This is a genomic window from Micromonospora sp. CA-248089 (genome assembly GCF_050948515.1).
Classification (GTDB): Bacteria; Actinomycetota; Actinomycetes; order Mycobacteriales; family Micromonosporaceae; genus Micromonospora.
The window spans coordinates 2,894,554-2,918,276 of record NZ_CP192016.1 but is presented as its reverse complement, the minus strand read 5'-3'; the positions used below and the strand labels follow the sequence as shown (position 1 = coordinate 2,918,276).

The window sequence follows — 23,723 nt, the reverse complement described above, 5'->3', positions numbered from 1 at the left end:
GCTCCACCACGCTGGGTCGCACCGGATCGTCCGGGCGACCGCGAAGGAGCAGCAGTGGCAGCAGCCGAGGAGGCGGCGAGCCGCCCCGACGTGAGCGTGGTCGTGCCTGTCTACAACACGCTGCGGTACCTGCGGTCCTGCCTCGACTCGGTGCTGCGGCAGACGATCGGCCCGGACCGGATGGAGATCGTGGCGGTGGACGACGGGTCCACCGACGGCAGCGGCCGCCTGCTGGACCGGTACGCCGCGAAGCACCCCGGCACGGTGCGGGTGGTCCACCAGCCCAACTCGGGTGGCCCGGCCTCGCCCTGCAACCGGGGACTGGACCTGGCCACCGGCCGGTACGTCTTCTTCCTCGGCTCGGACGACCGGCTCGGCCCGGAGGCCCTCGAACGTCTGGTCGCCGCCGCCGACCGGTACGGCTCGGACGTGGTGCTCGGCAGGGTGGTAGGGGTCAACGGGCGGCACGTCTTCTCCGACGTGTTCGCCGACGGCAACGCGGTCGACGTGAGCCTGTTCGACTCGGCGCTGCCGTGGTCGCTGGCGAACACGAAGCTGTTCCGGCGCGACCTCGTGGACCGGCTCGGGCTGCGGTTCCCGGAGGACATGCCGGTGCTCAGCGACCAGCCGTTCACGCTCGCCGCCTGCTACCACGCGCGGCGGGTCTCGGTGCTCGCCGACTACGACTACTACCACGCGGTACGCCGGCTGGACGCCGGCAACATCACCTACCACAGCCGGGTGGAGCAGCGCCTGGTCAGCGTGGAGCGGCTGTTCGCGTACGTGGCCGGCCTGATCCCCGCCGGGGAGCGCCGGGACGCGGTGCTGCACCGCCACGTGGGCCTGGAGCTGGCGAACCTGGTCGGCGACGACTTCCGGCACCTGGACCGGGCCACGCAGGAGCGGGTGCACGCGACGGTGGCGCGGCTGGTGCGGCGGCACGTCACCGGTTGCCTGCGGGACCGGCTCGGCATCGAGGCGCGGCTGCGCCTGGGCGCGGTGACCGCGGGCGGGGTCGACGACCTGCTGGCGGTCATCGAGCAGGACAGCGACCGGGGCGTACCGGCGACGGTGTTCGCCGGCGACCGGTGGCACGCGGGCTACCCGGGCGCTCCGGCGCCGTGGACCGACGTGACCGACGTGCGCGCCGACTGGCTGGCGCGCTTGGACACGGTCGACGTGAGCTGGGCCAACGGGGACACGCTGACGGTGACCACGCGCAGCCCGTACCCCCGGTTCGCGACCGAGGCCGGGCCGGTGCGGATGCTGGCCGGCCCGGTCGTGGGCGCCACCCGGATGGACGCCGGGGACCCGACCGGCCGCACGCTGCGCACGGACTTCGCGCTCGACCGGCTCCTGGCCACCGGCGGGCAGCGCCATCCGGTCCGCGCGGAGGTGGACGGCGGGCACGGGCGCGGTGGGGCCGCGGTGCGCGCCCCACGGCTCGCCGCCGGACGGCCCCGGCTGCTGCGGCACGGCGCCCGGCTGTACGGCGTCGCGGCGACCGTCGACCCGCGCAAGGGTCAGCTCGTGCTGTCGGTGGTGCCGGTGACGGTGGGGCAGCTCGTCGGGCGGCTACGCCGGCGCGGGCGGCGCGGATCGGAAGCGGCGCGGACGCCGGCGCGCGGCGTGACCGGGGCGCGGGTGTCGGGCGCCGCCCGGCCGCGGCGCAGACGTCAGGGCGCGGCGCGGAAGCCCGGCTCGGCCGGCATGGGCACCTGGAGGTACGTGGTGCCGCGCAGGTCCAGCCAGGCCCGCTGCGGCGCGCGGACCAGCCGCACCATCACCCCGGAGCAGGCGGGGCAGCGCCCGACCAGGCCCGGGGCGTGCGAGTAGACGTGCAGCCCGGCCATCGGGCCGGTCGTCCCGCAGGTGTCGCACCGCCCGGTGGTGGCGCTCAGGTCGACGGCGAACAGCTCACGCAACGGCCCGTCGAGCATGTTGCCGTCCAGGTACGACAGGTCGGTCATACGCCCTCCTCGGGTTCTCAGCCGGTCGGGCCGAACCGTTCGGTCCGCACGCGCCGGGTCGGGTGACCCAGCCCCACCAGCAGGTCGGCCACGGTTTCCACGAATCCGGTGGGACCGCACACGTAGCACAGCGGCTCCAGGTCGGGCGGCCAGCCGTGACTGTTCACGTCGGCGAGGCCGATCCGGTGCGGCTCGCCGCGCCAGCCCTCGGGCGCGGACCGGGTGTAGACGTACGCCACGTCCAGGCCCTGGTCGTCGCGGGCGCGGCGGCGCAGCTCGTCGGCGTAGATGACGTCGTCCGGGGTGCGCACCGAGTAGACGAGCCGGAACGGTGTGCGGCTGCCCGCGGCGCGGCGCGCGCGGATCATCGCCATCAGCGGCACCACGCCCGACCCGCCGCCGACCAGCAGCACCGGCGCGGTGTCGTCGGTACGCCAGACGAACCAGCCGCCGACCGGGCCGCGGACCTCGAGCGGGTCGCCCTCGGCGTAGGTGTCGGTCAGGTACGGCGACACCTCGCCGTCGGGCACCCGCTGCACGGTGACCTCGATCCGCTCGCCGTCGGCGGGACCGGCCAGCGAGTACGACCGGGCGGCCTGGTAGCCGTCCTCGGCGGTCAGGCGCAGGTCGACGTGCTGCCCGGGCAGGTGTCCGGGCCAGCCGGGCACGTCCAGCACCAGCGTCTGCGCGGTGGGCGTCTCGATCCGCCGCTCGACCAGGCGGGCCACCCGCCACATTAGCGGGGCGACGCGGCGCCCTTCGGCCGGTGCCGCCACCTCAGTCGCCCTGGTAGCGCTGCTCGCGCCACGGGTCGCCGTAGTCGTGGTAGCCGGCGGTCTCCCAGAAGCCGGGCCGGTCGTCGACGAGCAGCCGGATGCCGTGCACCCACTTCGCCGACTTCCACAGGTACAGGTGCGGTACGAGCAGCCGCGCCGGGCCGCCGTGCTCGGCCGGCAGCGGCCCTCCGTCGTACGTGTGCACCACCCACGCCCGCCCGCCGCGCAGGTCGTCCAGCGGCAGGTTCGTGGTGTAGCCGCCGTAGGAGTGCGCCAGGGCGTACCGGGCGCCGGTGTCGACGCCGTCGAGCAGCGTGTCCAGGGAGACGCCCTGCCAGGTGGTGCCGAGCTTGGACCAGCGGGTGACACAGTGCAGGTCCACCGTCGGGGTGTCCTGCGGCAGGCCCATCAGATCGTCCCAGGACCAGCGGTACTCCGCGCCGGTCTCGCTGGTGAGCACGAACTCCCAGGTGTCGAGGGAGACGCGCGGCGTCGGGCCGGCGGAGAGCACGGGGAAGTCCTCAGTGAGGTACTGCCCCGGCGGCAGGTCGGTCGCGGACGAACGGGGCCGGCCCTGGAAGCCCGGCGAGACGATTCCCACCCGTCAGTCGTACCACCGCCGGCCGTGCCGGGGCAGGAGTTCCCACCGAGTCAGGCCCCGCCTCCGCCCGACACCTCGTGCACGACCGTGCGCTTGCCGTCGCCGCTGTCACGGGTGGCCCGCAGGCTGGTGATGGTGACGATCACCAGGACGCCGATGATCACGCCGAGCGAGGCCACCGTCGGGATCTCCGGCACGCCCTCCCAGATGCCGTGCGCCCAGTGCAGGCCCAGCTTGAGACCGATGAACGCCAGGATGACGGCCAGGCCGTAGCTGAGGTGCACCAGCCGGCTCAGCGCGGCGTGCAGCACGAAGTAGAGCGCCCGCAGGCCCAGCAACGCGAACGCGTTCGTGGCGAAGACCAGGTACGGGTCCTCGGTGATGCCGTAGACGGCGGGCACCGAGTCGACAGCGAACACGATGTCGGTGGCCAGCACGGCGACGACGACGAGCGCGAAGGGGGTGAGCGCCCGGCGGCCGTTCTGCCGGATGGTCATCCGGGTGCCGTGGTACTCGTCGACCACCGGCATGACCTTGCGCAGCAGCCGCACCGACCGCATCTTGTTGATGTCGACCTCCTGCTCGTGCCCGGAGAGGGCGTCGCGCAGCAGCTTCACCGCGGTGGCGATGAGGATGAGCGCGAAGAGCAGGAAGGCGAAGTCGAGCGTCTTGAGCGCGGCGGCGCCGAGCGCGATGAACACGCCGCGCAGCACCAGGGCGCCCGCGATGCCGTAGAGCAGCACCCGCTGGGCCAGTACCGACGGCACCGCGAACGCGGCGAGCAGCAGCATGAAGACGAACAGGTTGTCGACCGACAGCGACTTCTCGACCAGGTAACCGGTGAGGTACTCGATGCCCTGCTGGCCGCCCCAGCGGGACCAGACCCAGGCGCCGAAGGCCAGCGGCAGGGCGATGTAGAAGGCCGACCAGCCCAGGGCCTCGCGGATGGAAACCTCGTGCGGCTTCCTGGTGACCAGGAAGTCGAGCACCAGCAGGACGAGCACGCCGACGATCGTCACCGCCCACAGCGTGGGCGTCCCGATCGACGACAGCTCGGACGCAGCCAGGGGGGACAATTCGGGCATGGAACCTCCTCGAACACCGTGTCATGTTCGAGGTCTCCTTCACCCACGTTTTCGTGGGCAACCACCCGGGGCTCGCCTCTGGGGCTCGCCGTACTGACCGGAATGATTCGTGGGAAGTACTCCCCTCGCCTGCACAAGGCTAGGTCACCGCCGGACCGGACGCCAAGTCGGGACACGCATGCTTGCCCTGGTCAACCGCTGAGCCGCGGTGGAGGGCATGGCGCCAGGTCATCGCGGCCCCTAGGGTGACGCGGGTGACCAATCAGGGACCGTTGACCGGCATCCGAGTGATCGAGCTGGCCGGGATCGGCCCCGCGCCGTTCGCGGCGATGATGCTGGGCGATCTCGGCGCGGACGTGGTGCGGGTCGACCGGCTCGGTGGCGGCGGCTTCGGCGCCTTCCCGGGCGACCTGCTCAACCGCAACCGCCGCTCGGTCGCGGTGGACCTGAAGCGGCCCGAGGGCCGAGACCTGGTCCTGGCGCTCGTCTGCGAGGCGGACGCGCTGGTGGAGGGCTTCCGACCGGGAGTGGCCGAGCGACTCGGCATCGGCCCGACCGACTGTTTCGCCGTCAACCCCAAGCTGGTGTACGGGCGGATGACCGGCTGGGGGCAGGGCGGCCCGCTCGCCCACAGCGCCGGGCACGACATCGACTACCTGGCGCTGACCGGCGCGCTGCACGGTGTCGGGCGGGCCGGTGAGCGTCCGGTGCCGCCGATGAACCTGCTCGGCGACTTCGGCGGCGGCGGCATGATGCTGGCCCTCGGCGTGGTCGCGGCGCTGCACGCGGTGTGCAACGACGGGCCCGGCCAGGTGGTCGACGCGGCGATCGTGGACGGCGTGTCGGTGCTGGCCACCCAGATCCACGCGCTGCGCGGCATCGGGCTGTGGCAGGACCCGCGCGGGGTGAACCTGCTCGACGGCGGCGCGCCCTTCTACGACACGTACGAGTGCGCCGACGGGCGGTACGTGGCGGTGGGCGCGCTGGAGCCGCAGTTCTACGCCGAACTGGTCCGGCTCAGCGGGTTCCCGCTGGACGGCGACGACGCGCCGGACCGGGACGACCCGGCGAACTGGCCGGCGTTGCGGGCGGCCTGGGCGCGACTGTTCCGCACCCGTACCCGGGACGAGTGGACGGAGCTGCTGGCCGGCACGGACGCCTGCGTGGCGCCGGTGCTCGACTGGGCCGAGGCGCCGGAGCACCCGCACCTGCGCGACCGGGAGGTCTTCGTGGCGCCGGACGGCGTCACCCAGCCGGCCCCCGCGCCGCGCTTCTCGGCCACCCCCACCGCCGTGCGGCGCCCGCCGCCGTCGCCCGGCGAGCACACCGACGAGGTGCTCGCCGAGGCCGCCGGGATGGATCCCGCCCGGATCGCCGCGCTGCGCGCCGCCGGTGTGATCGGCTGACCTGCCGCCGGTTCAGCGGCGGTTCGCGGAGGCCGGGGCGAGGGCCGGTTCCACCATGTCCCGGTAGTCGCGGGGGAACTGCACCACGACGTCCTGGAACTCGCCGCCCCGGATCGCCTCGCGCATCGTGACGAACACCGCGCGTACGGCGTCCCGGGCGGTGTTCTCGTCGCAGTCGGCCCGGCGGGCGACGCGGGCGGCGAACTCCGCCGCGCCGAACCGTTCGGCCGCCTCGTCGCGTGGATACGGGCTGAGCAGCCCCTGCAGCGGCTTGGGCAGCTGCGCGGCGAGGTCCAGCACCTCGCCGCCGGTCAGCCGCTCGGCGAGTGTCTCCAGCGTGGCCCCGGTGAGCGTGGCCGCCCGGTCCTCGCTGGTGCCGGTGAGCCGGGCGACCCGGCTCACGAAGGTGAGGTAGTGCATCCGTGGTACCCCCTTCGGTGCGCCCACCGCGCCTACCCGCGACGACACGCCGGAAACGGCGCCGGGCACGCGCGCCGAGAACTTCGCGCTCCCGGGCGTGAGCGGCGGCGCGACGGGTAACCGCCGCCCGGTCATGACCCCGACTACTGCCACGAGGAGCCCGACCCATGGCGAGTTACACGGATGTCCTGGAGTACCTGTCCGCGCTGGACTACCCGGCCGGCAAGGACGACGTCATCCGCGAGGCGGAACGGGAGGGCGCGCCGCCGGACGTGTTGCAGGCGCTGCGCGCACTGCCCCCGGTGGACTACGCCAACGGCACCGAGGTGGCCCGGTCGGCCGGCATCGACGCGGCTCCGGAGGTGAGCCGGTCGCAGCGCGCGGCGCAGGCCCGGGACAACCACCCGCGCGTCTCGCAGCACCTGCGCGGCATCTGAACACGGCGACGGGCCGGCGGGCGACACGGCCGCCGGCCTCGGCGCGTGCCCGGGCGCAGGCACGCGCGCGACGGGGGACGGTCGAGGGCGGGCGCTCTCCTGTGGATCGTGCGCCCCTGGACAGGCGAGCGCCCCGGGTCACGAACCGCGACCTGGGGCGCCACGCAGCACCTGTCCTGCGCGGTTCACGCCCGAACCGGGTCGCGACCGCGTAGCGGTGAGATGTTCGCCCGAACCGGGCGGGCATCGCTGCCACGATCATCATACGACGCGACATCAGCCGAACGGGTGAGAATCGCGGAAATGTGGCCGGGCGCACGTGCGCTCAGGCGGTCACCTCGGCGTACCGCCGCTCCAGGTCCACTCTCGCCAGCGCTCCGACCAGCCACGACAGTTGCTCCGACTCGCCGCTGCCGGTCAGTCCGGCGAGGTCGCGCGCGGTGCGGCCCAGCCCGAGCCGCCGGGCCGCCGCGAGCGCCCGCCGGTCGGCCACCGGCGCCGCCTCGCGCCACAGCGCCTGCGCCTCGCGCAGGAACAGGTCGCACACCTCGTCGTCCACTCCGGGCAGCGCGGTCAGCAGCCGGCGCTCCTCGCGCAGGTCCCGGTGCGCGGCCGTCCGCAACCGGCGCAGGTCACCCCGGTACGTCTCGACGAGCGTGCGGGCCAGGTCGCCGAGGGTATCGGCGATCCCGGCCAGGTCACCGCGCAGCCCGGCGGCGCGCAGCACGCGTACCCGGTCCTCGTGCCGGGAGCGGGCCATCCGGGCCGCGGTGTCCCAGCCGGCGTCGCGCAGCGCGCCGGCCGCGTCGACCGCCCGGTGGAAGTCACCCCGGCGGGCCAGCAGGACGGCCAGGTACAGCACCTGGAACAACTGGGCCGGGTTGTTCGTCACCCGGAACCCGAAGCACTCGGCGAACCCGCGGCCGTCTCCGGCGAGCCGGCGGGCGAGCCGCTTCCGGTCCGCGACGTCGCGCGGTGCGGTGGTTGTCGGCATCCCGCCGACTACCCCGGCGACGGCGCGGCATGCGGCGGCGGGGCACGGGCCGGGGTCAGCCGGGTACGCCGCCGCTGCGGTCGCGGGCCTTGAGCCGGGTGGTGGGCAGCGCGGGCGCGGGCAGCGGCGGCGCCGCGTCGTCGGCGACCACGCCGAAGCGTCGGCCGGCCATCCAGTCCTCCCGGGCGGCCACCACCTCCTCGTGCGAGCGGCCGACGAAGTTCCACCACATCACCAGCGGATCCTCGAACGGGATGCCGCCGAGCAGCAGCAGCCGGGTGCCCGGTTCGGCGCGCAGCGTCAGCGCGCTCCGGCCGAGGCCCAGGTAGAGCAGCGCGCCGGGGGCCAGCGCCACGCCCTCGCACTCGGCGGTGCCGGACATGGCCAGCAGCCCGTACTCGAAGTCCCGGCGCAGCGGCAGCGTGGCCGGCGCCGGGCCGCGGACCTCGATCTGCGCGCCGACCAGCGGGGTGTGCACGAGCGCGGGCGAGCGTTCCCCGCCGAGGTCGCCGACGAGCAGCGTGACGTCCAGGTCGCCGTCGCGGAAGCGCGGCAGGTCGGCGTGGTGCGCGAAGGCCGGGTCACCGGCGCGGGCCGGGTCGGGCAGCGCCACCCACAGCTGCACGCCGTGCATCACCGGCGGGTGCACCAGCGGCGAGCGCTCCGAGTGCGCGATGCCGCGCCCGGAGGTCATCACGTTGAGCTGCCCCGGGCGGATGGGCTGGACGTTGCCGAGGCTGTCGCGGTGCAGGATCTCCCCGTCGAGCAGCCAGGTGACCGTCTGCAGCCCGGTGTGCGGGTGCGGCGGCACCTCCATGCCGGGCCGGTCGGCCACGTCGTCGGGCCCGAAGTGGTCGACGAAGCACCAGGCGCCGACCATCCGGCGCTGCCGCTGCGGCAGCAGCCGGCGCACCGTGGTGTAGCGGCCGAGCGGGACGTCGTGGCCGGGCAGCAGCACACTGCCCGGATCGGTCGGGCCGACGCCGGGCGGGAGTGTCTGCGCGGGCAGGGATTCGGTGCGGTCCACCGCCCCGACTGTACGCTCACTCCGCGGTGACGCTCACCGCGTTGACGCCCCCCACCAGGTCGAGGTAGAGCCGGTCGGCAGCCCGGTCCCAGCCCGGCGAGCTGACCAGGTCACCGGCGGCGATCCCACCACGGCGCTCGTCGTACAGGGTCAGGGAGCCGGCACCGGCGGCCACCCGCACCCGGGCCGGCGGCGCGCCCGGCACGGTGACGGTGAGTTCGCTGGCCCCGCCGGTCATCCGGACGGTGAGCGAGCCGTCGAGCCGGGGCAGCAGCAGCCGGGTACGCGACGCGCCGCCGACCAGGTCGATCCCGGCGAGCCGGGCCTCGCCCAGGTCGAGCCGCTGCTCGCTGACCCCGCCGATGAGTCGCAGCCGCCAGGTGACCCGCGAGTTGAGCACCACCTCGACGGCGGCCGGGCCGGGACGGCCGTTCTCCTCGATCCGCAGCCGGACCCGGTCGCCCACCAGCTGCGGGCGCGGTGTCACACCGGAGCCGTCCGGCGCGCCGATCCGATACAGGTCGTCGCCGAGGTCGGCGGCCCGCAGGGTGAACCGGGTCAGCCCGTCGGCCAGCTCGAACTGGGCGAGCCGCCGGTCACCCCGGGGCGCGGTGAGGGTCTGCGCGCCGGCCACCTCGGCGGGGCCCGCCCCGCCGGAGCCGCCGCGCCCGGGCGACGGCGGCGCGCCGCCGGAGAAGACCACGCCGAGGCGGGCCGGGTTGGACAGGGTCACCGCCACCGCCACCGCGCCGAGCACCACCACCAGCACGGCCGCCGCCGCCAGCAGCCGGGCTCCGCCGGACCAGCGGGATCGGGTCCGGCCGGGGTCGTCCTCGGATGCGGTCATGGTCGTCCCCTCTCGCCGGTCCCCATGGGGTCATACGTCCGCGTCGGCGTCCCGGTTCATTCCCACTCCGGTACGTTCCCGCACCTTGCCGGCGCAGGCGGCCAGCACGGCGTGCGCGTCCAGGCCGAGACTCTCGATCGCGACGAGCGCGGTGAACGCCACGTCGGCGAGTTCGGCGGCGACCTCCTCGCGGGTGTGCGTCACCCCCTTGCGCGGGTTCTGCCCGAGCAGCCCGATCCAGGCCGCGGCGACCTCACCGGCCTCCTCGCCGATCTTGAGGATGCGACAGGTCAGTTCGGTGTCGCCGCGGCCGTTCGCGGCGTCGAGCCAGGCGCGCGCGTCGCGCGCCGTCGTCCAGATGGTGGCGTCCACGCGGACCAGTGAACCTCACCCCGCGCACCGTTCGTATCCTGGGGCGACGCAGGCCAGAGGGTCTGCGTTCCAGGCGAGAGGAGGTGCCCGTGATGCCGGAGACGGTCGAGTCGGTGTTCGCCGGCGTGGTCGCCCGGAACCCGGGAGAGCCCGAGTTCCACCAGGCGGTCCGCGAGGTGCTGGAGAGCATCGGTCCGGCTCTGGCCCGGCATCCGGAGTACGCCGAGGTGGTCGAGCGCGTCTGCGAGCCGGAGCGGCAGGTCATCTTCCGCGTGCCGTGGGAGGACGACCAGGGCCGGGTACGGGTCAACCGCGGCTTCCGGGTGGAGTTCAACAGCGCGCTCGGCCCGTTCAAGGGCGGGCTGCGCTTCCACCCGTCGGTCTACCTGGGCATCGTGAAGTTCCTCGGCTTCGAGCAGATCTTCAAGAACGCGCTGACCGGGCTGTCCATCGGTGGCGGCAAGGGCGGCGCGGACTTCGACCCGAAGGGCCGCTCGGACCGCGAGGTGATGCGGTTCTGTCAGAGCTTCATGACCGAGCTGTACCGGCACATCGGCCCGCAGACCGACGTGCCGGCCGGTGACATCGGGGTGGGCGGCCGGGAGATCGGCTACCTGTTCGGGCAGTACAAGCGGATCACCAACCGGTACGACGCGGGCGTGCTCACCGGCAAGGGCCTGGCGTACGGGGGTGCGCAGGTGCGCCGGGAGGCGACCGGGTACGGAGCGGTGTTCTTCGCCGACGAGATGCTCCGCCAGGCCGGGGACAGCCTGGAGGGCAAGCGGGTCGTGGTGTCCGGCTCCGGCAACGTGGCGATCTACGCGATCGAGAAGGTGCACCAGCTCGGCGGCACCGTGGTGGCGTGCTCGGACTCCGGCGGCTACGTGGTCGACGAGAAGGGCATCGACCTGGCGTTGCTGCGGGAGCTGAAGGAGCAGCGCCGGGGGCGGCTGGCCGAGTACGCGGAGCACGCGCGCAACGCGGTGGCAGTCCCGGACCGCAACGTCTGGGAGGTGCCCTGCGACCTGGCGCTGCCCTGCGCCACGCAGAACGAGATCGGCGGCGCGGAGGCGGCCGCGCTGGTCGCCGGCGGCTGCGTCGCGGTGGTGGAGGGGGCGAACATGCCCACCACGCCGGAGGCGGTGCGGATCCTCGGCCGGGCCGGGGTGCGGTTCGCCCCGGGCAAGGCCGCCAACGCCGGCGGTGTGGCGGTGAGCGGGCTGGAGATGCAGCAGAACGCCAGCCGCGACACGTGGACGTTCGGCGAGTCGGAGCAGCGGCTGCGCGAGATCATGCGGGACGTGCACGACAGGTGCTGGGCGACGGCCGAGGAGTTCGGCCTGCCCGGCGACTACGTGGCCGGCGCGAACATCCAGGGGTTCCGGCGGGTGGCCGAGGCGATGCTGGCGCACGGCCTGGTGTGAGCGGACGGCGGGACGGAGACTGTCGGTTCGGTCAGTCAGTGATTGACAGCTCTCGACGCCCGGCCTAGGTTCAGGGCGCTACCGGCCGGTAGGCATCCGTCCCGCGTCGTCACCCCCGTCCCGGGGTGGCACCGTCCCCCCGGGGAGCAGCGATGCAGCCCTCACCCGTCCGCCGCCGGCTGCTCGCCGTCGGCGCGGCCCTCGCGTTGACGCTCGGCCTCGCCGGCGCGGCCCCCGCCGCCGCCACCGGCCGCGACGACGGCAGCGGCCCGCTGCCCGGCTACACCATCGTCAACCCGCCGCTGCCGCCACTGGTCGTCGGCGGTGCCGCCACCACCGTGCGGCAGGGCGTGCACGCGAACGCCGGGTACGTCATCGAGATCCCCAAGCGCTGGAACGGCGAGCTGGTGATGTGGGCGCACGGCTACCGCGGCCAGGGCACCGAGCTGTCGCCCGAGCCGCCCGCCTACGACCTGCGGCAGCGCCTGGTGGCGCAGGGGTACGCGTGGGCGTCGTCGTCGTACGACCGCAACGGCTACGACGTGCGCTCCGGCGTGCGCAGCACCAAGGCGCTGGCCGACCTGTTCAGCCGTACCGTCCGGCGCCCGCACCGGGTGCTGATCGCCGGGGTGTCGATGGGCGGCCACGTCATCGGCCGGTCGCTGGAGCAGTACCCGGGCTTCTACGCCGGTGCGCTGCCGATGTGCGGGGTGCTCGGCGACCAGGAACTGTTCGACTTCTTCCTGGACTACAACCTGGTGGCGCAGGCGCTGGCCGGGGTGCGCGCGTACCCGACGCCGCCCGACTACCTGACCTCGGCGGTGCCCCGGATCGAGGTCACGCTCGGCCTGGCCGGGCTGACCCCGGGCGGCCCGGACACCACGAACGCGCTCGGCAAGCAGCTGCGCGCGGTCACCGTGGAGCGCTCCGGCGGGCCGCGCCCGGGCGCCGACGCCGCGTTCGCGGTGTGGAAGGACTTCCTGTTCGGCATCGCGGTCAGCGAGGCGGACGGCTCCCCCGCCCGGCGGCCCGGTCAGCTCGCCACGAACCTGTTCACCAGGTACGCGCCGAACCAGCCGGTGAACCTCAACGCGACGGTGCAGCGGGTCGCGCCGGAGAACCTGCGCCAGCGGCTCTCGCCAAGCCTGACCGAGGTGCCCCGGATCGCCGGGCGGCCCACCGCGCCGGTGCTCAGCCTGCACGGGCTCGGTGACCTTTTCGTGCCGTTCGGCATGGAGCAGGCGTACGCCCGGGACGTGGCCCGGCACGGCCGCTCCCGGCTGCTGGTGCAGCGCGCGGTGCGTACCGCGCAGCACTGCGAGTTCAGCCCGGCCGAGGCCGGCGCCGCCTGGGACGACCTGACCCGCTGGGTGCGTACCGGGAAGCGCCCGGCCGGTGACGCGGTCACCGACCGGCGCGCGGTGGCGGCGCCGGACTTCGGTTGCCGGTTCAGCGACCGGGCCGCGCGGGCGGCCGGCGCCGGCACCCGCCCGCTCTACCCGTCCTGCTGAGGGGTCTCAGTCCTCCGCCCGGCCGTACCAGCCGCCCCGGTAGACGGTGCCCGGAGTCGCCTGCGGCTCCGGCTCCGGCTCGAGCTGCGGCTCCGGCTGCGGCGGCAGGTCACCGGCGGTGCGGCGGGAACGGCGGACCCGGCTGACCACGAACCAGCAGGCACCGGCCACCACGGCCACGATGACGACCTTCTGGAACGTGCCCGCGTACGCCTCGACCACGTGCCACTGCTCGCCGAGGAAATACCCGGCGAGCACGAAGGTGGTGTTCCAGATCAGGCTGCCCAGCGCGGTGTAGAGCAGGAAGACCGGCACCGGCATCCGTTCCACACCGGCCGGGATGGAGATGAGACTGCGGAAGATCGGAATCATCCGGCCGAAGAACACCGCCTTGACGCCGTGGCGCAGGAACCACGCCTCGGTGCGGTCCACGTCCTCCAGCTTGATCAGCGGCAGCCGCGCGGCCAGGGCGCGCATCCGGTCCCGCCCGAGGGCCGCGCCGATGTAGTAGAGCGCCAGCGCGCCCACGATCGACCCGAGCGTGGTCCAGAAGATGGCGCCGGCCAGGCTCATCTTGCCCTGGCTCGCGGTGAAGCCGGCCAGCGGCAGGATCACCTCGCTGGGGATGGGCGGGAACAGGTTCTCCAGGGCCACCGCGAGGCCGGCGCCCGGGCCACCGAGCCGTTCCATCAGGCCGGTGACCCAGCCCGCCACTCCGTCGCCGGTCGGTTCCGCGGCCCGCGCGGTGCCCGCCCGGGGGACGGCGAGCAGCTGTGCGTTTCCGATCATCCGACCAACGTTACGGGGCGAAGCCGCAGACGACCACGCGTCATGGAAACCATTATCGTGTACGTCATGCGTACGCCGTTGCGGGTCGCCGTCGCCCAGCCGCTGACCCGCTCCCACGACGTCGATGGCAACGCCGACCGGCACGCCGACGCGGTACGCGCCGCCGCGGCCCGCGTGGTGGTCTTCCCGGAGATGTCACTGACCGGGTACGAACTGGACGCCGCGCCGCTGGACCCGGACGATCCCCGGCTCGCGCCGCTGCGCGCGGCGTGCGCCGAGACCGGGACGCTGGCGCTGGCCGGCGCACCGGTGCCCGGACCGCACATCGGGGTGCTCGCGGTCGACGCCGAGGGCGTGCGGGTGGCGTACCGGAAGATGTGCCTGGGTGGCGCGGAGCCGCGGCACATGCGGCCGGGCCGGGAGCCGGCGGTGCTCGATGTGGACGGCTGGCGGCTGGGCCTGGCGGTCTGCAAGGACACCGGTACGCCGGAGCACGCGGCGGCGACTGTGGCGCTCGGCGCGGACGCCTACCTGGCCGGGGTGCTGGAGTCGGCCGACGACGCGGCGGTGCCGGAGGAACGCGCCCGCCGGGTCGCCGCCGCGCACGGCGTGTGGGTGGTGACGGCGAGTTTCGCCGGCTCTACCGGAGGCGGGTACGCGCGGGCCGCGGGCGGTTCGGGGATCTGGTCACCGGCGGGTGAGCCGGTGGTCCGCGCCGGCGCGGACGCCGGTACGGTGGTCACCGCCACCCTGCGGTGACGCTCAGCCCTCGGCGCCGCCGCGCAGCCGCTCGTAGCCGTCGATCAGCTTGCGCAGCGCGGCGGCGGTGACCGGGTCGATCTTGTCGTCCTCGGCGGCGTCCTCGATCTTCTCGCGCAGGTCCTCGACCCGCTTGTCCCGGTCCTTCGGCTTGCCCCGGTCCAGCTCGCCGGCCTTCTTGCGCAGGTCGTCGGCGGTCTTGCGGTCGATCAGCCCGATCGACTCGGCCCGGTCGAGCAGCTCACCGAACCGGTCGCCGAGCTGACGCAGCGTCACCGGTTCGGGTGCCGCCGACGTCGGCGCGGCGCTGCTGGGCTTCGGGGCGGGCGGCTCGGCTGCGCCGGTCGACGGACCGGCAGTCGGCGCGGCGGCCGGTGGCGTGCCGGAGCCGTCGCTCCACAGCAGCGAACCGACGACCGCGAGCAGCAGCACCACCGCACCGGCCACCAGCAGGCCGAACAGCCGGTTCGACGAGACCGCCGGGCGCGACGGCGCGACGGGACGCCCCACCGGGCGGGACGCGACGGCCGGGGACCGCTCGACCAGGGTGGGCGGGTGCGCCACCGGCGCCACGGTCGGCAGGATCGCGGTCGGCGGGTCCACCGGACGGCCCGCGCCGAGCCGGTCGGCGAGCCGGGCCGCCGCGGGCCGCCGTGCCGGGTCCACGTCCAGGCAGGCCAGGACCAGATCGGCGACCTCCGGCGGCAGGCCGGGCACCCGCGGCGGCGGCACCGGCGGCCGGTTGCGCCGCACGTCGAGCACGTCGTCCCAGCTGTGCACCGGCAGAGGCGCCCGGCCGGTGAGGCTGCGGTACAGCAGGACGCCGAGCGCGTACACGTCGCCGGCCGGGTTCGCCGGGCCGGGGTCGAGGCGTTCCGGGGCGAAGTAGGCGGGGGTGCCCATCAGCAGCGCGCCGGTCTGCCCGGTGACCGGGTGCGGGCCGGCGGGCGCGGCGATGCCGAAGTCGAGCACCTTCGCGCCGGTCTCGGTGAGCATCACGTTGGCGGGCTTGATGTCGCGGTGCACCACGCCGATCCGGTGCGCCGCGGCCAGCGCACCGGCGACCTGCCCGGCCGTGCGGACCGCGTCCGGCCAGGCCAGCGGCCCGCCGGCCAGCCGATCGGCCAGCGTCTGACCCTCCACCAGCTCCATCACCAGGTACGGGACGACGACGCCGCTGTCCAGCGTCGCCTCGCCGTAGTCGTACACCTGGGTCACGTGCGGGTGGGTGAGCCGCGCCGCCGCGCGGGCCTCGCGCTGGATCACCGCCCGCAGTTGCGGGTCGGCGGCGAGCTGCCCGGCGAGGGCCTTGACCGCGACGGGCCGGTGCAGCACCTCGTCGTCGGCGCGCCACACCTCGGACATCCCGCCGAGACCGATGCGTTCCCGCAGGACGTACCGGTCGTGCAGGCGCAGAGCGGGCGTGAACGGCGACATGATGCCTCCAGTCTGCCCGTCCGGTCCCCGTGCCCGTCAACCGCCCGGCGCACACCCGCCGATCAGGGCTTGCGGGCGACCCCGCCGTACATGCTGACGTCGACCACCGACGGGCGCGGCTCGGGCTCGCCGTCGGCGCGCCACTCGGCGACCGAGCAGACGCCCGGCTCGACCAGCTCCAGGTCGTCGAAGAAGCGCACGATCTCCTCCCGGCTGCGCAGGTTGATCACGCCGTGCGGGCCGCCGCCGCGAGCCGCCGCCTTCGCCTCGGCGGCCACCTCGGCCGGCAGGTAGTCGTGGGTGGCGTGCGAGGCGGCCAGGTAGCTGCCGGCGGGCAGCGCGTCCAGCAGGCGGCCGACGAGCGCGTACGGGTCCTCGCCGTCGGGCACGAAGTGCAGCACCGCCAGCAGCATCAAGGCCACCGGCTGGGACAGGTCCAGCGTGCGGTGCAGCTCCGGGTGGGCGAGGATGCGCTCCGGGTCACGCAGGTCCGCGTCGAGGTACGCGGTGGCGCCCTCGGCGGAACTGGTGAGCAGCGCGCGGGCGTGGGCCAGCACGATCGGGTCGTTGTCGACGTAGACGACCCGGGCGCGCGGGTCGGTCGCCTGCGCCACCTCGTGCGTGTTGTCGGCGGTGGGGATGCCGGTGCCGATGTCCAGGAACTGCCGGATGCCCGCCTCGCCGGCCAGGTGACGCACCGCACGGCGCAGGAACCGCCGGTTCTCCAGCGCGCTGATCCGGATGGTCGGGAACCGCTCGGCCATCGCGTCGCCGGAGTCCCGGTCGGCCTGGAAGTTGTCCTTGCCGCCGAGCCAGTAGTTGTACCGGCGGGCGGGGTGCGCCACTGTGGTGTCGATCCGGCCGGCGAGCGGCCCGGAATCGGGTGCCGTACCTGGTGCGTCGCTGCTCAAGGCCGCCTCCACGACTCGCGTGCCGCCGTCCACTGTCTCCGGTCGGCGGCCATGCTACTGCCCGCCTCCGCGCCGTTCAGGCCGGGTACAACTCGTCGCGCAGCCGGGCCAGCATCTCCGGGGTGCGCTCCGGTGGCGCGGCCTCCACGCACAACCGTTCCATCGCCTCGGCGTAGAAGTCGAGGTCGTCGCGCTTGTCCAGGTAGATCGCGCTGGTGAGCTGCTCGATGTAGACGATGTCGGGCAGGTCGGCGTCGCCGAAGCGCAGGATGCTGAACGCGCCGCTGGCCGCGGCGTGCCCGCCGGCCGCGAACGGCACGATCTGCAACCGCACGTGCGGGCCCGAGGTCGCCTCGATCAGCGCGTCCATCTGCTCGCGCATCACGGCGGCGCCGCCGATCGGGCGGCGCAGCACCGCCTCGTCGAGCACCGCCCAGAGCTGCGGCGGGTTCGCGCGCCGCAGCAGCTCCTTGCGCTGCATCCGCAGCTCCACCCGCCGGTCCAGCTCCGCCGCCGACGCGCCGCGGTGGCCGAGCAGGATGACCTCGCGGGCGTACGCGGCGGTCTGCAACAGGCCGGGTACGAACTGCACCTCGTACGTGCGGATCAGCGCGGCCGCCGCCTCCAGGCCCAGGTACGACTGGAACCAGGCGGGGAGCACGTCGCCGTAGCGGTGCCACCAGCCCGGGCTGTTCGCGTCGCGGGCCAGCTTGAGCAGCGCGTCGCGGTCCTGCGGTGCGGTGACGCCGTAGAGCGTGAGCAGGTCTGCCACGTCGCGCTCCTTGAAGCCGACCCGGCCCAGCTCCATCCGGCTGATCTTCGACTCCGACGAGCGGATCTCCCAGCCGGCGGTCTCACGGCTGACGCCGGCGCTCTCCCGCAGCCGGCGCAACTGCCCGCCGAGCAGCATGCGCAGCACTGTCGGACCGCTTGTCGGACCACCCTCGACGGGCACCGTCGCCACCTGACCGCCCTCGCATCCCGACCGCCACGGCCGGGCACCCTCCCGGACCGACGAGTAAGCATGCCATGAACCGACAGTGAGGTGAACTCCTCCGGGCGGACGGATTCAGTCCCGTGTACGGGACGGCGGAATCAGGTGGTCGAAGTCGCCGTCCCGGGCGCCGAGCACGAAGGCAGCGATCTCGTCCACTGTGTAGATGAGCGCCGGGCCCTCCGGGTGCCGGGAGTTGCGAACCGCGATGCCGCCACCGCCGGGCAGCTCGGCCAGTTCGACGCAGTTGCCGCTGGGGTTGCTGCGGCTGCTCTTGAGCCAGCGCATCGGTGGCAACTCGGTCGCGGGCACGCCGTTCGGAGGTTGCTGCATGGGCGTCCTTCGGGATGAGCCAGCCGAGGCCGCGGGGAGGAGCGGTGGGTGGCGACGTCTGTCGACTGAGGAGTGAGATGCACGTGCATCTGCTATTGCATCTGCAATGGACAGAGAGCATGATAGCCGAAATACGGTGTGCCGGTTCGTTCACGTACGGTGACCCGAGCCCGGCCCCGGGGACGCCGCTCCGCGCGGCTTCGGGACTGCGGTGAGGAGGACGCGTTGGCGGATCCGATGACCATCGCCTCCGGCATCTCCGCGGCGGGCGCGATCGTCTCGGCCTGGCAGTTACGCCGCCGCGCGCTGCGCGCCGAAGCCGAGATCGACCTGCTCCAGGCCGAACTGGCCGCCGAGCGGCACGCCGCCAGCCACGACCCGCTCACCGGGCTGCCGAATCGCCGCGCGTTCTTCCGGCTCGCCGCCGCCCTGCTCACCGACCCCGCCGGCCAGCCGCTCGTCGCCGTCGTGCTCGACCTGGACAACTTCAAGCAGGTCAACGACCGCTACGGGCACGCCGCCGGAGACCAGGTGCTGGTCTGCGTGGCGCAGCGCCTGGCCGCGTTCGCCGGGCCCAACCTGGTCGCCCGGCTCGGCGGCGACGAGTTCGCCGGCCTGCTCGCCAGCCCGACGCCGGACCGTCGGTGGATCGAGCACGCCACCCGGCGGCTCTGCGAGGCGCTCGCCGCGCCGATCCCCCTCGGTGCGCGCAGCATCCAGGTCACCGCCTCGGTCGGGCTCGCGCCGGTGCACTGCCCCACCCAGCTCACCGACGCGCTCTGCCGCGCCGACGCGGCCATGTACGAGGCGAAGACGCTCGGCGCCGCCCGCCCGGCGCGCCAGCTCGTCGCGGAGTGCTGACCGCGCTCCGCCCGCCCGGTGTACGTGCCGGCTCCTGACGTGCCCGGTCCCGGCGTGCCCGGCCGCGGCCCGGTCGGCGCGCTCCGCCCTGCGGTGGGTCAGCGCCAGCCGTAGCCGGCGCGCAACGCCTGCCCGACCCGGTCGAACCGGGGCCGGTCCAGCACCGCGCCCTCGCGGCGAATGCTGTCCTCGCGCATGGTGAGCACCCGGTCCAGGCGTACCCAGCTCGGCCGATTGTCCCGGTCCCACTCCCCCGGGCCCAGCGCCAGCCAGTGCCGCTGGCCGTCCCGGTCACTCTGACTGGACAGCATCAGCCCGAACAACGTGCGGCTGTTCCGGCCCACCACCAGCACCGGGCGGTCCTTGCCCTGGCGCGGGTCGTCCTCGTACGGCACCCACGTCCAGACGATCTCACCCGGGTCGGCCTGGCCGTCCGGCTCCGGCGCGTACGACAGCTCGCGGCGCTGCAACGCGCTGACCTGGCGGCGGCGCGCGACCTGCGCCGGGATCGGCCCACCGGGGCGGGCGGGGGCGGGCACGCCCCGGGTGATCCGGCCGAGCCGCGACGCCACGTTCTTCAACAGACCTGCCACGGCGGGCAGCCTATCGGCCGGGGTACGCGGCCGATGGAATCGGGTCGCCGGTGCGGGTACGCGGTGCCATCATGCCCCGGTGACAGTGCCCCGCCACCAGATCCGCGCCACGTTCACCGACACGTCGGTCACCGTCTACCAGGCGTACCCGCCGGAGATCGCCGATGCGGCACTGCGCGCGGGCCGGTTCGTGCCGCCGTTCAAGCGGGAGCGGATGACCTGGATCAAGCCGTCGTTCCGCTGGATGATGTACCGCTGCGGCTGGGCCCTCAAGCCTGGCCAGGAACGGGTGCTGGCGGTCGACATCAGCCGGGCCGGCTTCGAGTGTGCCCTGCGGCACGCCTGCCTCAGCAGCTACGACCCGCGCCTGCACCCGGACCGGGAGGCGTGGCGGCAGCGCCTGCGGGTCAGCCCGGTGCGGGTGCAGTGGGATCCGGAACGCTCGCTGCGGCTGGCGCCCCTGTCGTACCGCTCGCTGCAGGTCGGGCTGACCGGCGACGCGGTACGCCGATACGTCGACGAGTGGACGGTGGGGCTCACCGACGTCACCGGGCTGGCCCGGTCGGTGCACGGCCGGCTCACCGACGGCGACGAGGCCGGGGCGACGGCGCTGCTGCCGGTGGAGCGGCCGTACCCGCTGCCGGCCGAGGTGGCCCGGATCGTCGACGCCGCCTGAGCAACCCCGGCACCGCACGATGCGGGGCGGGCGCCGCGGGGCGGGGCGCCCCGGGGCGCGCTGTTAACAAGGGGCCCTTCTACTACCGGAGGCGTTAACAGGGGGCCCTTCCTTACGCTGGGGGCGTGCAGCTACCTGACGATCTGCCGCTGTTCGAGCGCAGCGCGGTGCGGCTGGTGGTGCTCGACGCCACCGACCGCCTGCTGCTGTTCCACACCCGCGACCCGGATCACCCGGACCTCGGCGTGTGGTGGGAGCTACCAGGCGGCGGCCTGGACCCGGGCGAGACGTACCGGGAGGCGGCGGTCCGCGAACTGCGCGAGGAAACCGGCATTGTTATCGGCCCGGACGAGGTGGGCGCGCCGACGTGGCGACGGCGGGCCAGCTTCCGGCACCGGCAACGCCGCCACCTCCAGGACGAGGTGATCGTGGCGGTACGGCTGCCCGGCCCCGGGCCGGACGTGGACGAGGCGCTGCGGATGGACTACGAGGTGGAGGACTACTTCGGGTTCCGCTGGTGGCCGCTGGCCGAGGTGCTCACCGAGCGGCCGCGCTGCTACCCCGGGCGGCTGCCCGAACTGCTGCCCGCTTTCCTGGCCGGTGAGGAGATCGACGAGCCGTTCGAGCTGTGGTCCTGAGCGCGGGCGTGCCACGCGGCGCGCGAGCGGGCAGAGTGGAGCGGTGACTCCCCTGCGCGCACCACTGGCCCGTTACGCCGAGCGGCTGCACCGCGCCGCCGGCGACACCCACCACGTCGCCTCCCCGCTGGGCGCCTGGCTGCTGCTGGCGCTGACCGGCCCGGCCGCCACCGGCGACGCCCGCGCGGCGCTGGCCGAGGCGCTCGGCGCCGATCCGGACGACGCCGCCGCCGAGGCCCGGGCGTTGCTCGCCGCGCCGCACCCGATGGTCGCCGCCGCCACCGCGCTGTGGGAACGCACCCCGGCTCCGGAGCTGGCCGCGTGGCGGGCCACCCTGCCGGACGCCACCGAAAAAGGCCCGCTGCCCGACCAGGCGGCGTTGGACGCCTGGGCCCGGGAGCGTACCGGCGGGCTGATCGACAGCTTCCCGGTCGACCTCGCCCCGGACACGCTGCTGGTCCTGGCCAGCGCGCTCGCGACCCGGGTGTCGTGGGCCGACCCGTTCGACACCGCCCCGGGCGCGGAGCTGGGCACGGGCAGCGCCTGGTCCAGCAGCCTGCGGTGGGTGCTGCGGACGCCGCGGTCCGGGCACCGCTGCTGGGTGGCGGCCACCGACCGGGCCGGGGACGTGGCGGTGCACGCGGTGCCGGCCGGCGACGACGGCGCCGGCATGCTCGTGGTGTCGGTGGCCGCCGCGCCCGAGGTACCGGCCGCCGACGTGCTGGCCACGGCGCAGGAGCTGGCGAGCGCCGCCGCGCTCCTGCCGGAGCCCATGCCGGGCCGCCGGTCGCTGTACGACCTTCCGCTGGGCGAGACACCGCTGTGGACGGTGCGGGAGGAGCCGATCCTGACGTTCGAGGCGAACCCCCGGGTGGAACGCGCCACCGCGGTGCTGCCCTGCTGGTCGGCGCGCAGCCGGCACGCCCTGACCGCGCCCGGGTTCGGCTTCGACGCGGCGGCGCGGGCACTCGGCGAGCTGCTGGGCCTGGCCGGGCCGGGGTTCGACGCCGCGCAGTCCGCGGTGGCCCGATTCGGCCGCCACGGCTTCGAGGCGGCCGCCGTGACCGGGTTCTTCACGGTGACCAGCGCGCCGCCGGAGCGGGTCGCCCGCGTCGCGGAGCTGCGCTTCGGTCACCCGTACGCGGTGGTCGCGGTGACCACCGACCCGGCCGGCGGCCCCTGGCACGCGCTGCCTGTCTACTCCGCCTGGGTGGCCGATCCGGAGGAGTTGCCCGCCGACGAGGCCGGGTAGGCGGCGAGCGCGCTGGTGAGCTGGTCCAGTCCCAGCGAGCCGAGTTCCAGCGCCCGGTTGTGGAACGCGCGCCGGTCGCCGGGGAACGCCGCGCGGCCGTCGCGCCACACCCGCTCCCCTACCTTGTAGGTGAGCGCCTGCCCGGGCCGGCCCAGGTACCGGGCGACTTCCAGTGGCGCGTACGGGCCCTGGTGGCAGCGGTCGCGCAGCAGGTCCAGCGCGGCCTGCGGCGTCCACGGCGTGCTGCCGCCGGGCATCGGCAGCCGTAGGTGCAGGCCGATGTCGAGCACCACCCGGGCCGCCCGCAGCAACTGCATGAACAGGTGGCCCAGCCGGGCGCCCGGCTGCTCGTAGAGTCCGAGTTCGTCCATCAGCCCCTCGGCGTACAGGGCCCAGCCCTCCTGGGCGCCGGAGAGCCCGCCGAGCAGGTTCAGCCGCTGCCCGGGGCCACCCCGGCACGCCTCCGAGCCGAGATGCAGATGGTGGCCGGGAATGCCCTCGTGGTACGCGGTGCTGCACGCCCACCAGGTCGGGAAGCGCTCCTGTCCCTCGGGCAGCAGCCAGGAGACCCGGCCCGGCCGGGTCAGGTCCCGCGACGGTCCGATGTAGGCGGTGCCGCCCGACGTGGTGACCCGTGATTCGATGCGTCGCAGCGGCGCGGGGATGTCGAAGTGCGTACCGTGCATCCGCTCGGTGGTGGCCTCCAGCAGCTCCTGGAGCCAGGCGGCGAACTCGTGCCGGCTGCCCAGCACACCTGGCGCGTCGGGGCGGTCGAGCCGTTGAAGCACCTCGGGCACCGTGCCCCCCAGGGCCTTCGCCTCGGCGACGAGTTCCGCCTCGATCGTGGTGAACTCGTCCCAGCCCCACTCGTACAGCTCGCGCAGGTCCGGTTCCGTGCCGAGGAAGGTCCGCACCCAGAGCGCGTACCGTGCCGGGCCGAACGCCTCGTCGTCGCGCGCGAGCGGCGCGAGGTCCGCGGTGAGCGTCGTGGCGAACCTCCGGTACGCCTCCCGCGCGTCCCGCGCCACCGCCTGCAACGACGCGCGCTGCGGGCCGTCGCCGTAGCGCTGCACGAGCGCCGTGTCCTCGTCGATCCAGGTGCGGCAGCGCTGCGTCACCAGGTCCACCTGGCGTCGCGTGGGCAGGTGACCGCGTTCGGCGGCGAGCAGCAGGCTCCGGGCGTACCCGCAGAGTGCGGCCGGGATCGCGGCCTGGCGGGCGCCGACGCGGGCCCAGCCGTCCTCGGAGGCCGCGCGCCCGGCGTCGCGGCCCGGCACCGCGGACTCGACGCACTGGCGGATGAGCTGGAGCGGGCCGGTGGCCGCGACGTGCAGTTCCCGCAGGTCCTCCCCGGCGTCGTGGAAGGCGATCCGGGCGCGCAGCCGTTCGGTGAGGTGAGCGTGCAGCGGGGTCACGGGCAGCGGCTCGATCCGGCGCAGGGCGCGGGCGGCGAGATCGGCGCGGGCCTGGTGACCGTCCGGGCTGTAGTCGGTGAGCCCGTCGACGTCCTGCTCACCGGCCTCGACCACCGCCGCGCACGGATCGAGGCGGGCCGCCTCCCGCAGCAACCCGTCGGCGAAGTCGTCGATCACGGAATCGAGTTAGCCGCA

Annotated in this window: 25 protein-coding genes and 1 pseudogene; 10 read left to right on the top strand and 16 right to left on the bottom strand. The window is 74.6% G+C overall.

The window, feature by feature from the left end; genetic code table 11:
* Positions 1-54: 54 nt before the first annotated feature.
* Positions 55-1,605, top strand: a pseudogene (locus ACQP26_RS13845) (glycosyltransferase family 2 protein); the annotation flags it as partial.
* Positions 1,606-1,676: 71 nt separating this feature from the next.
* Here ACQP26_RS13845 and ACQP26_RS13840 read toward each other — a convergent pair.
* Genes ACQP26_RS13840 through ACQP26_RS13825 form a run of 4 tightly spaced genes read right to left on the bottom strand, consistent with a single transcriptional unit; the run spans position 1,677 to position 4,432 of the window.
* Entirely contained in the window at positions 1,677-1,970 is a 294-nt protein-coding gene (locus ACQP26_RS13840; protein ID WP_332367337.1) for a DUF6510 family protein, read from the bottom strand.
* Between the two features lie 17 nt (positions 1,971-1,987).
* On the bottom strand, positions 1,988-2,707 hold the full coding sequence (locus ACQP26_RS13835) for a ferredoxin reductase (RefSeq protein ID WP_176739820.1): 720 nt from the start codon (positions 2,705-2,707) through the stop codon (positions 1,988-1,990).
* Between the two features lie 40 nt (positions 2,708-2,747).
* Positions 2,748-3,347 (bottom strand): sulfite oxidase-like oxidoreductase, encoded by a 600-nt coding sequence (locus ACQP26_RS13830; protein ID WP_433495905.1) that lies wholly within the window; start codon positions 3,345-3,347, stop codon positions 2,748-2,750.
* A gap of 50 nt (positions 3,348-3,397) precedes the next feature.
* Positions 3,398-4,432: a TerC/Alx family metal homeostasis membrane protein gene (locus tag ACQP26_RS13825; protein ID WP_269706575.1), complete on the bottom strand. Its 1,035-nt coding sequence runs from the start codon at positions 4,430-4,432 to the stop codon at positions 3,398-3,400.
* Positions 4,433-4,677: 245 nt separating this feature from the next.
* Between ACQP26_RS13825 and ACQP26_RS13820 the strand changes: the two genes are divergently transcribed.
* Complete coding sequence (locus tag ACQP26_RS13820) at positions 4,678-5,838, top strand: CaiB/BaiF CoA transferase family protein (RefSeq protein WP_269706577.1); 1,161 nt, start codon at positions 4,678-4,680, stop codon at positions 5,836-5,838.
* 12 nt (positions 5,839-5,850) lie between these two features.
* On the opposite strand, the gene ACQP26_RS13815 is transcribed toward ACQP26_RS13820, so the two are convergent.
* Positions 5,851-6,258: a DUF2267 domain-containing protein gene (locus ACQP26_RS13815; RefSeq protein ID WP_269706579.1), complete on the bottom strand. Its 408-nt coding sequence runs from the start codon at positions 6,256-6,258 to the stop codon at positions 5,851-5,853.
* A 167-nt stretch (positions 6,259-6,425) separates the two neighbouring features.
* On the opposite strand from ACQP26_RS13815, the gene ACQP26_RS13810 reads away from it, so the two are divergent.
* Positions 6,426-6,695 carry a DUF2795 domain-containing protein gene (locus tag ACQP26_RS13810; protein ID WP_269706580.1) on the top strand — a complete coding sequence of 90 codons (270 nt, stop codon included), beginning with the start codon at positions 6,426-6,428 and terminating at the stop codon, positions 6,693-6,695.
* A 325-nt stretch (positions 6,696-7,020) separates the two neighbouring features.
* On the opposite strand, the gene ACQP26_RS13805 is transcribed toward ACQP26_RS13810, so the two are convergent.
* Genes ACQP26_RS13805 through ACQP26_RS13790 form a run of 4 tightly spaced genes read right to left on the bottom strand, consistent with a single transcriptional unit; the run spans position 7,021 to position 9,935 of the window.
* Positions 7,021-7,689, bottom strand: a complete 669-nt coding sequence (locus ACQP26_RS13805; RefSeq protein ID WP_269706581.1) for a hypothetical protein — start codon at positions 7,687-7,689, stop codon at positions 7,021-7,023.
* Positions 7,690-7,744: 55 nt separating this feature from the next.
* Positions 7,745-8,716 carry a pirin family protein gene (locus ACQP26_RS13800; protein ID WP_269706582.1) on the bottom strand — a complete coding sequence of 324 codons (972 nt, stop codon included), beginning with the start codon at positions 8,714-8,716 and terminating at the stop codon, positions 7,745-7,747.
* 16 nt (positions 8,717-8,732) lie between these two features.
* Positions 8,733-9,563 (bottom strand): hypothetical protein, encoded by an 831-nt coding sequence (locus tag ACQP26_RS13795; protein WP_269706583.1) that lies wholly within the window; start codon positions 9,561-9,563, stop codon positions 8,733-8,735.
* Positions 9,564-9,593: 30 nt separating this feature from the next.
* Positions 9,594-9,935 (bottom strand): MazG-like family protein, encoded by a 342-nt coding sequence (locus ACQP26_RS13790; RefSeq protein WP_269706584.1) that lies wholly within the window; start codon positions 9,933-9,935, stop codon positions 9,594-9,596.
* 92 nt (positions 9,936-10,027) lie between these two features.
* Between ACQP26_RS13790 and gdhA the strand changes: the two genes are divergently transcribed.
* Together gdhA and ACQP26_RS13780 are read left to right on the top strand one after the other, a co-directional pair.
* Positions 10,028-11,359 carry an NADP-specific glutamate dehydrogenase gene (gene gdhA, locus ACQP26_RS13785; RefSeq protein WP_269706585.1) on the top strand — a complete coding sequence of 444 codons (1,332 nt, stop codon included), beginning with the start codon at positions 10,028-10,030 and terminating at the stop codon, positions 11,357-11,359.
* 152 nt (positions 11,360-11,511) lie between these two features.
* Positions 11,512-12,870, top strand: a complete 1,359-nt coding sequence (locus tag ACQP26_RS13780) for an alpha/beta hydrolase family protein (RefSeq protein ID WP_433495904.1) — start codon at positions 11,512-11,514, stop codon at positions 12,868-12,870.
* Between the two features lie 6 nt (positions 12,871-12,876).
* Here ACQP26_RS13780 and ACQP26_RS13775 read toward each other — a convergent pair whose 3' ends face one another.
* Positions 12,877-13,659 carry a DedA family protein gene (locus ACQP26_RS13775; RefSeq protein ID WP_281578056.1) on the bottom strand — a complete coding sequence of 261 codons (783 nt, stop codon included), beginning with the start codon at positions 13,657-13,659 and terminating at the stop codon, positions 12,877-12,879.
* A gap of 66 nt (positions 13,660-13,725) precedes the next feature.
* Between ACQP26_RS13775 and ACQP26_RS13770 the strand changes: the two genes are divergently transcribed.
* Entirely contained in the window at positions 13,726-14,418 is a 693-nt protein-coding gene (locus tag ACQP26_RS13770; RefSeq protein ID WP_433495903.1) for a carbon-nitrogen hydrolase family protein, read from the top strand.
* A gap of 3 nt (positions 14,419-14,421) precedes the next feature.
* On the opposite strand, the gene ACQP26_RS13765 is transcribed toward ACQP26_RS13770, so the two are convergent.
* From ACQP26_RS13765 to ACQP26_RS13750, 4 genes are all read right to left on the bottom strand, one after another.
* The gene (locus ACQP26_RS13765; RefSeq protein WP_433495902.1) at positions 14,422-15,855 is read right to left on the bottom strand and encodes a serine/threonine-protein kinase; all 1,434 of its coding nucleotides are present in this window, start codon (positions 15,853-15,855) and stop codon (positions 14,422-14,424) included.
* Between the two features lie 62 nt (positions 15,856-15,917).
* Positions 15,918-16,766 carry an SAM-dependent methyltransferase gene (locus tag ACQP26_RS13760; RefSeq protein WP_269706590.1) on the bottom strand — a complete coding sequence of 283 codons (849 nt, stop codon included), beginning with the start codon at positions 16,764-16,766 and terminating at the stop codon, positions 15,918-15,920.
* A gap of 76 nt (positions 16,767-16,842) precedes the next feature.
* A complete protein-coding gene (locus ACQP26_RS13755) occupies positions 16,843-17,730 on the bottom strand; it encodes a helix-turn-helix domain-containing protein (RefSeq protein ID WP_269706591.1) in 888 nt (295 codons plus the stop codon).
* A 105-nt stretch (positions 17,731-17,835) separates the two neighbouring features.
* A complete protein-coding gene (locus ACQP26_RS13750; protein WP_269706592.1) occupies positions 17,836-18,093 on the bottom strand; it encodes a DUF397 domain-containing protein in 258 nt (85 codons plus the stop codon).
* A 225-nt stretch (positions 18,094-18,318) separates the two neighbouring features.
* Here ACQP26_RS13750 and ACQP26_RS13745 point away from each other — a divergent pair, with 225 nt between their 5' ends.
* Complete coding sequence (locus tag ACQP26_RS13745; RefSeq protein ID WP_269706593.1) at positions 18,319-18,954, top strand: GGDEF domain-containing protein; 636 nt, start codon at positions 18,319-18,321, stop codon at positions 18,952-18,954.
* A 98-nt stretch (positions 18,955-19,052) separates the two neighbouring features.
* Here ACQP26_RS13745 and ACQP26_RS13740 read toward each other — a convergent pair whose 3' ends face one another.
* Entirely contained in the window at positions 19,053-19,547 is a 495-nt protein-coding gene (locus ACQP26_RS13740; protein WP_281578060.1) for a type II toxin-antitoxin system PemK/MazF family toxin, read from the bottom strand.
* A gap of 79 nt (positions 19,548-19,626) precedes the next feature.
* On the opposite strand from ACQP26_RS13740, the gene ACQP26_RS13735 reads away from it, so the two are divergent.
* The 3 genes from ACQP26_RS13735 to ACQP26_RS13725 all read left to right on the top strand — a co-directional run bounded on the left by ACQP26_RS13735 (position 19,627) and on the right by ACQP26_RS13725 (position 22,113).
* Positions 19,627-20,223: a DUF4291 domain-containing protein gene (locus tag ACQP26_RS13735; RefSeq protein ID WP_433495901.1), complete on the top strand. Its 597-nt coding sequence runs from the start codon at positions 19,627-19,629 to the stop codon at positions 20,221-20,223.
* Positions 20,224-20,348: 125 nt separating this feature from the next.
* The gene (locus ACQP26_RS13730; protein WP_433495900.1) at positions 20,349-20,861 is read left to right on the top strand and encodes an NUDIX hydrolase; all 513 of its coding nucleotides are present in this window, start codon (positions 20,349-20,351) and stop codon (positions 20,859-20,861) included.
* Positions 20,862-20,904: 43 nt separating this feature from the next.
* Complete coding sequence (locus tag ACQP26_RS13725; RefSeq protein ID WP_433495899.1) at positions 20,905-22,113, top strand: hypothetical protein; 1,209 nt, start codon at positions 20,905-20,907, stop codon at positions 22,111-22,113.
* Here the strand turns inward: ACQP26_RS13725 and ACQP26_RS13720 are convergent.
* Positions 22,059-23,705, bottom strand: coding sequence for a DUF885 domain-containing protein (locus ACQP26_RS13720; RefSeq protein ID WP_433495898.1), 1,647 nt, complete (start codon positions 23,703-23,705; stop codon positions 22,059-22,061). The two genes, ACQP26_RS13725 and ACQP26_RS13720, sit on opposite strands and share 55 nt — an antisense overlap.
* Between the last annotated feature and the right edge of the window lie 18 nt (positions 23,706-23,723).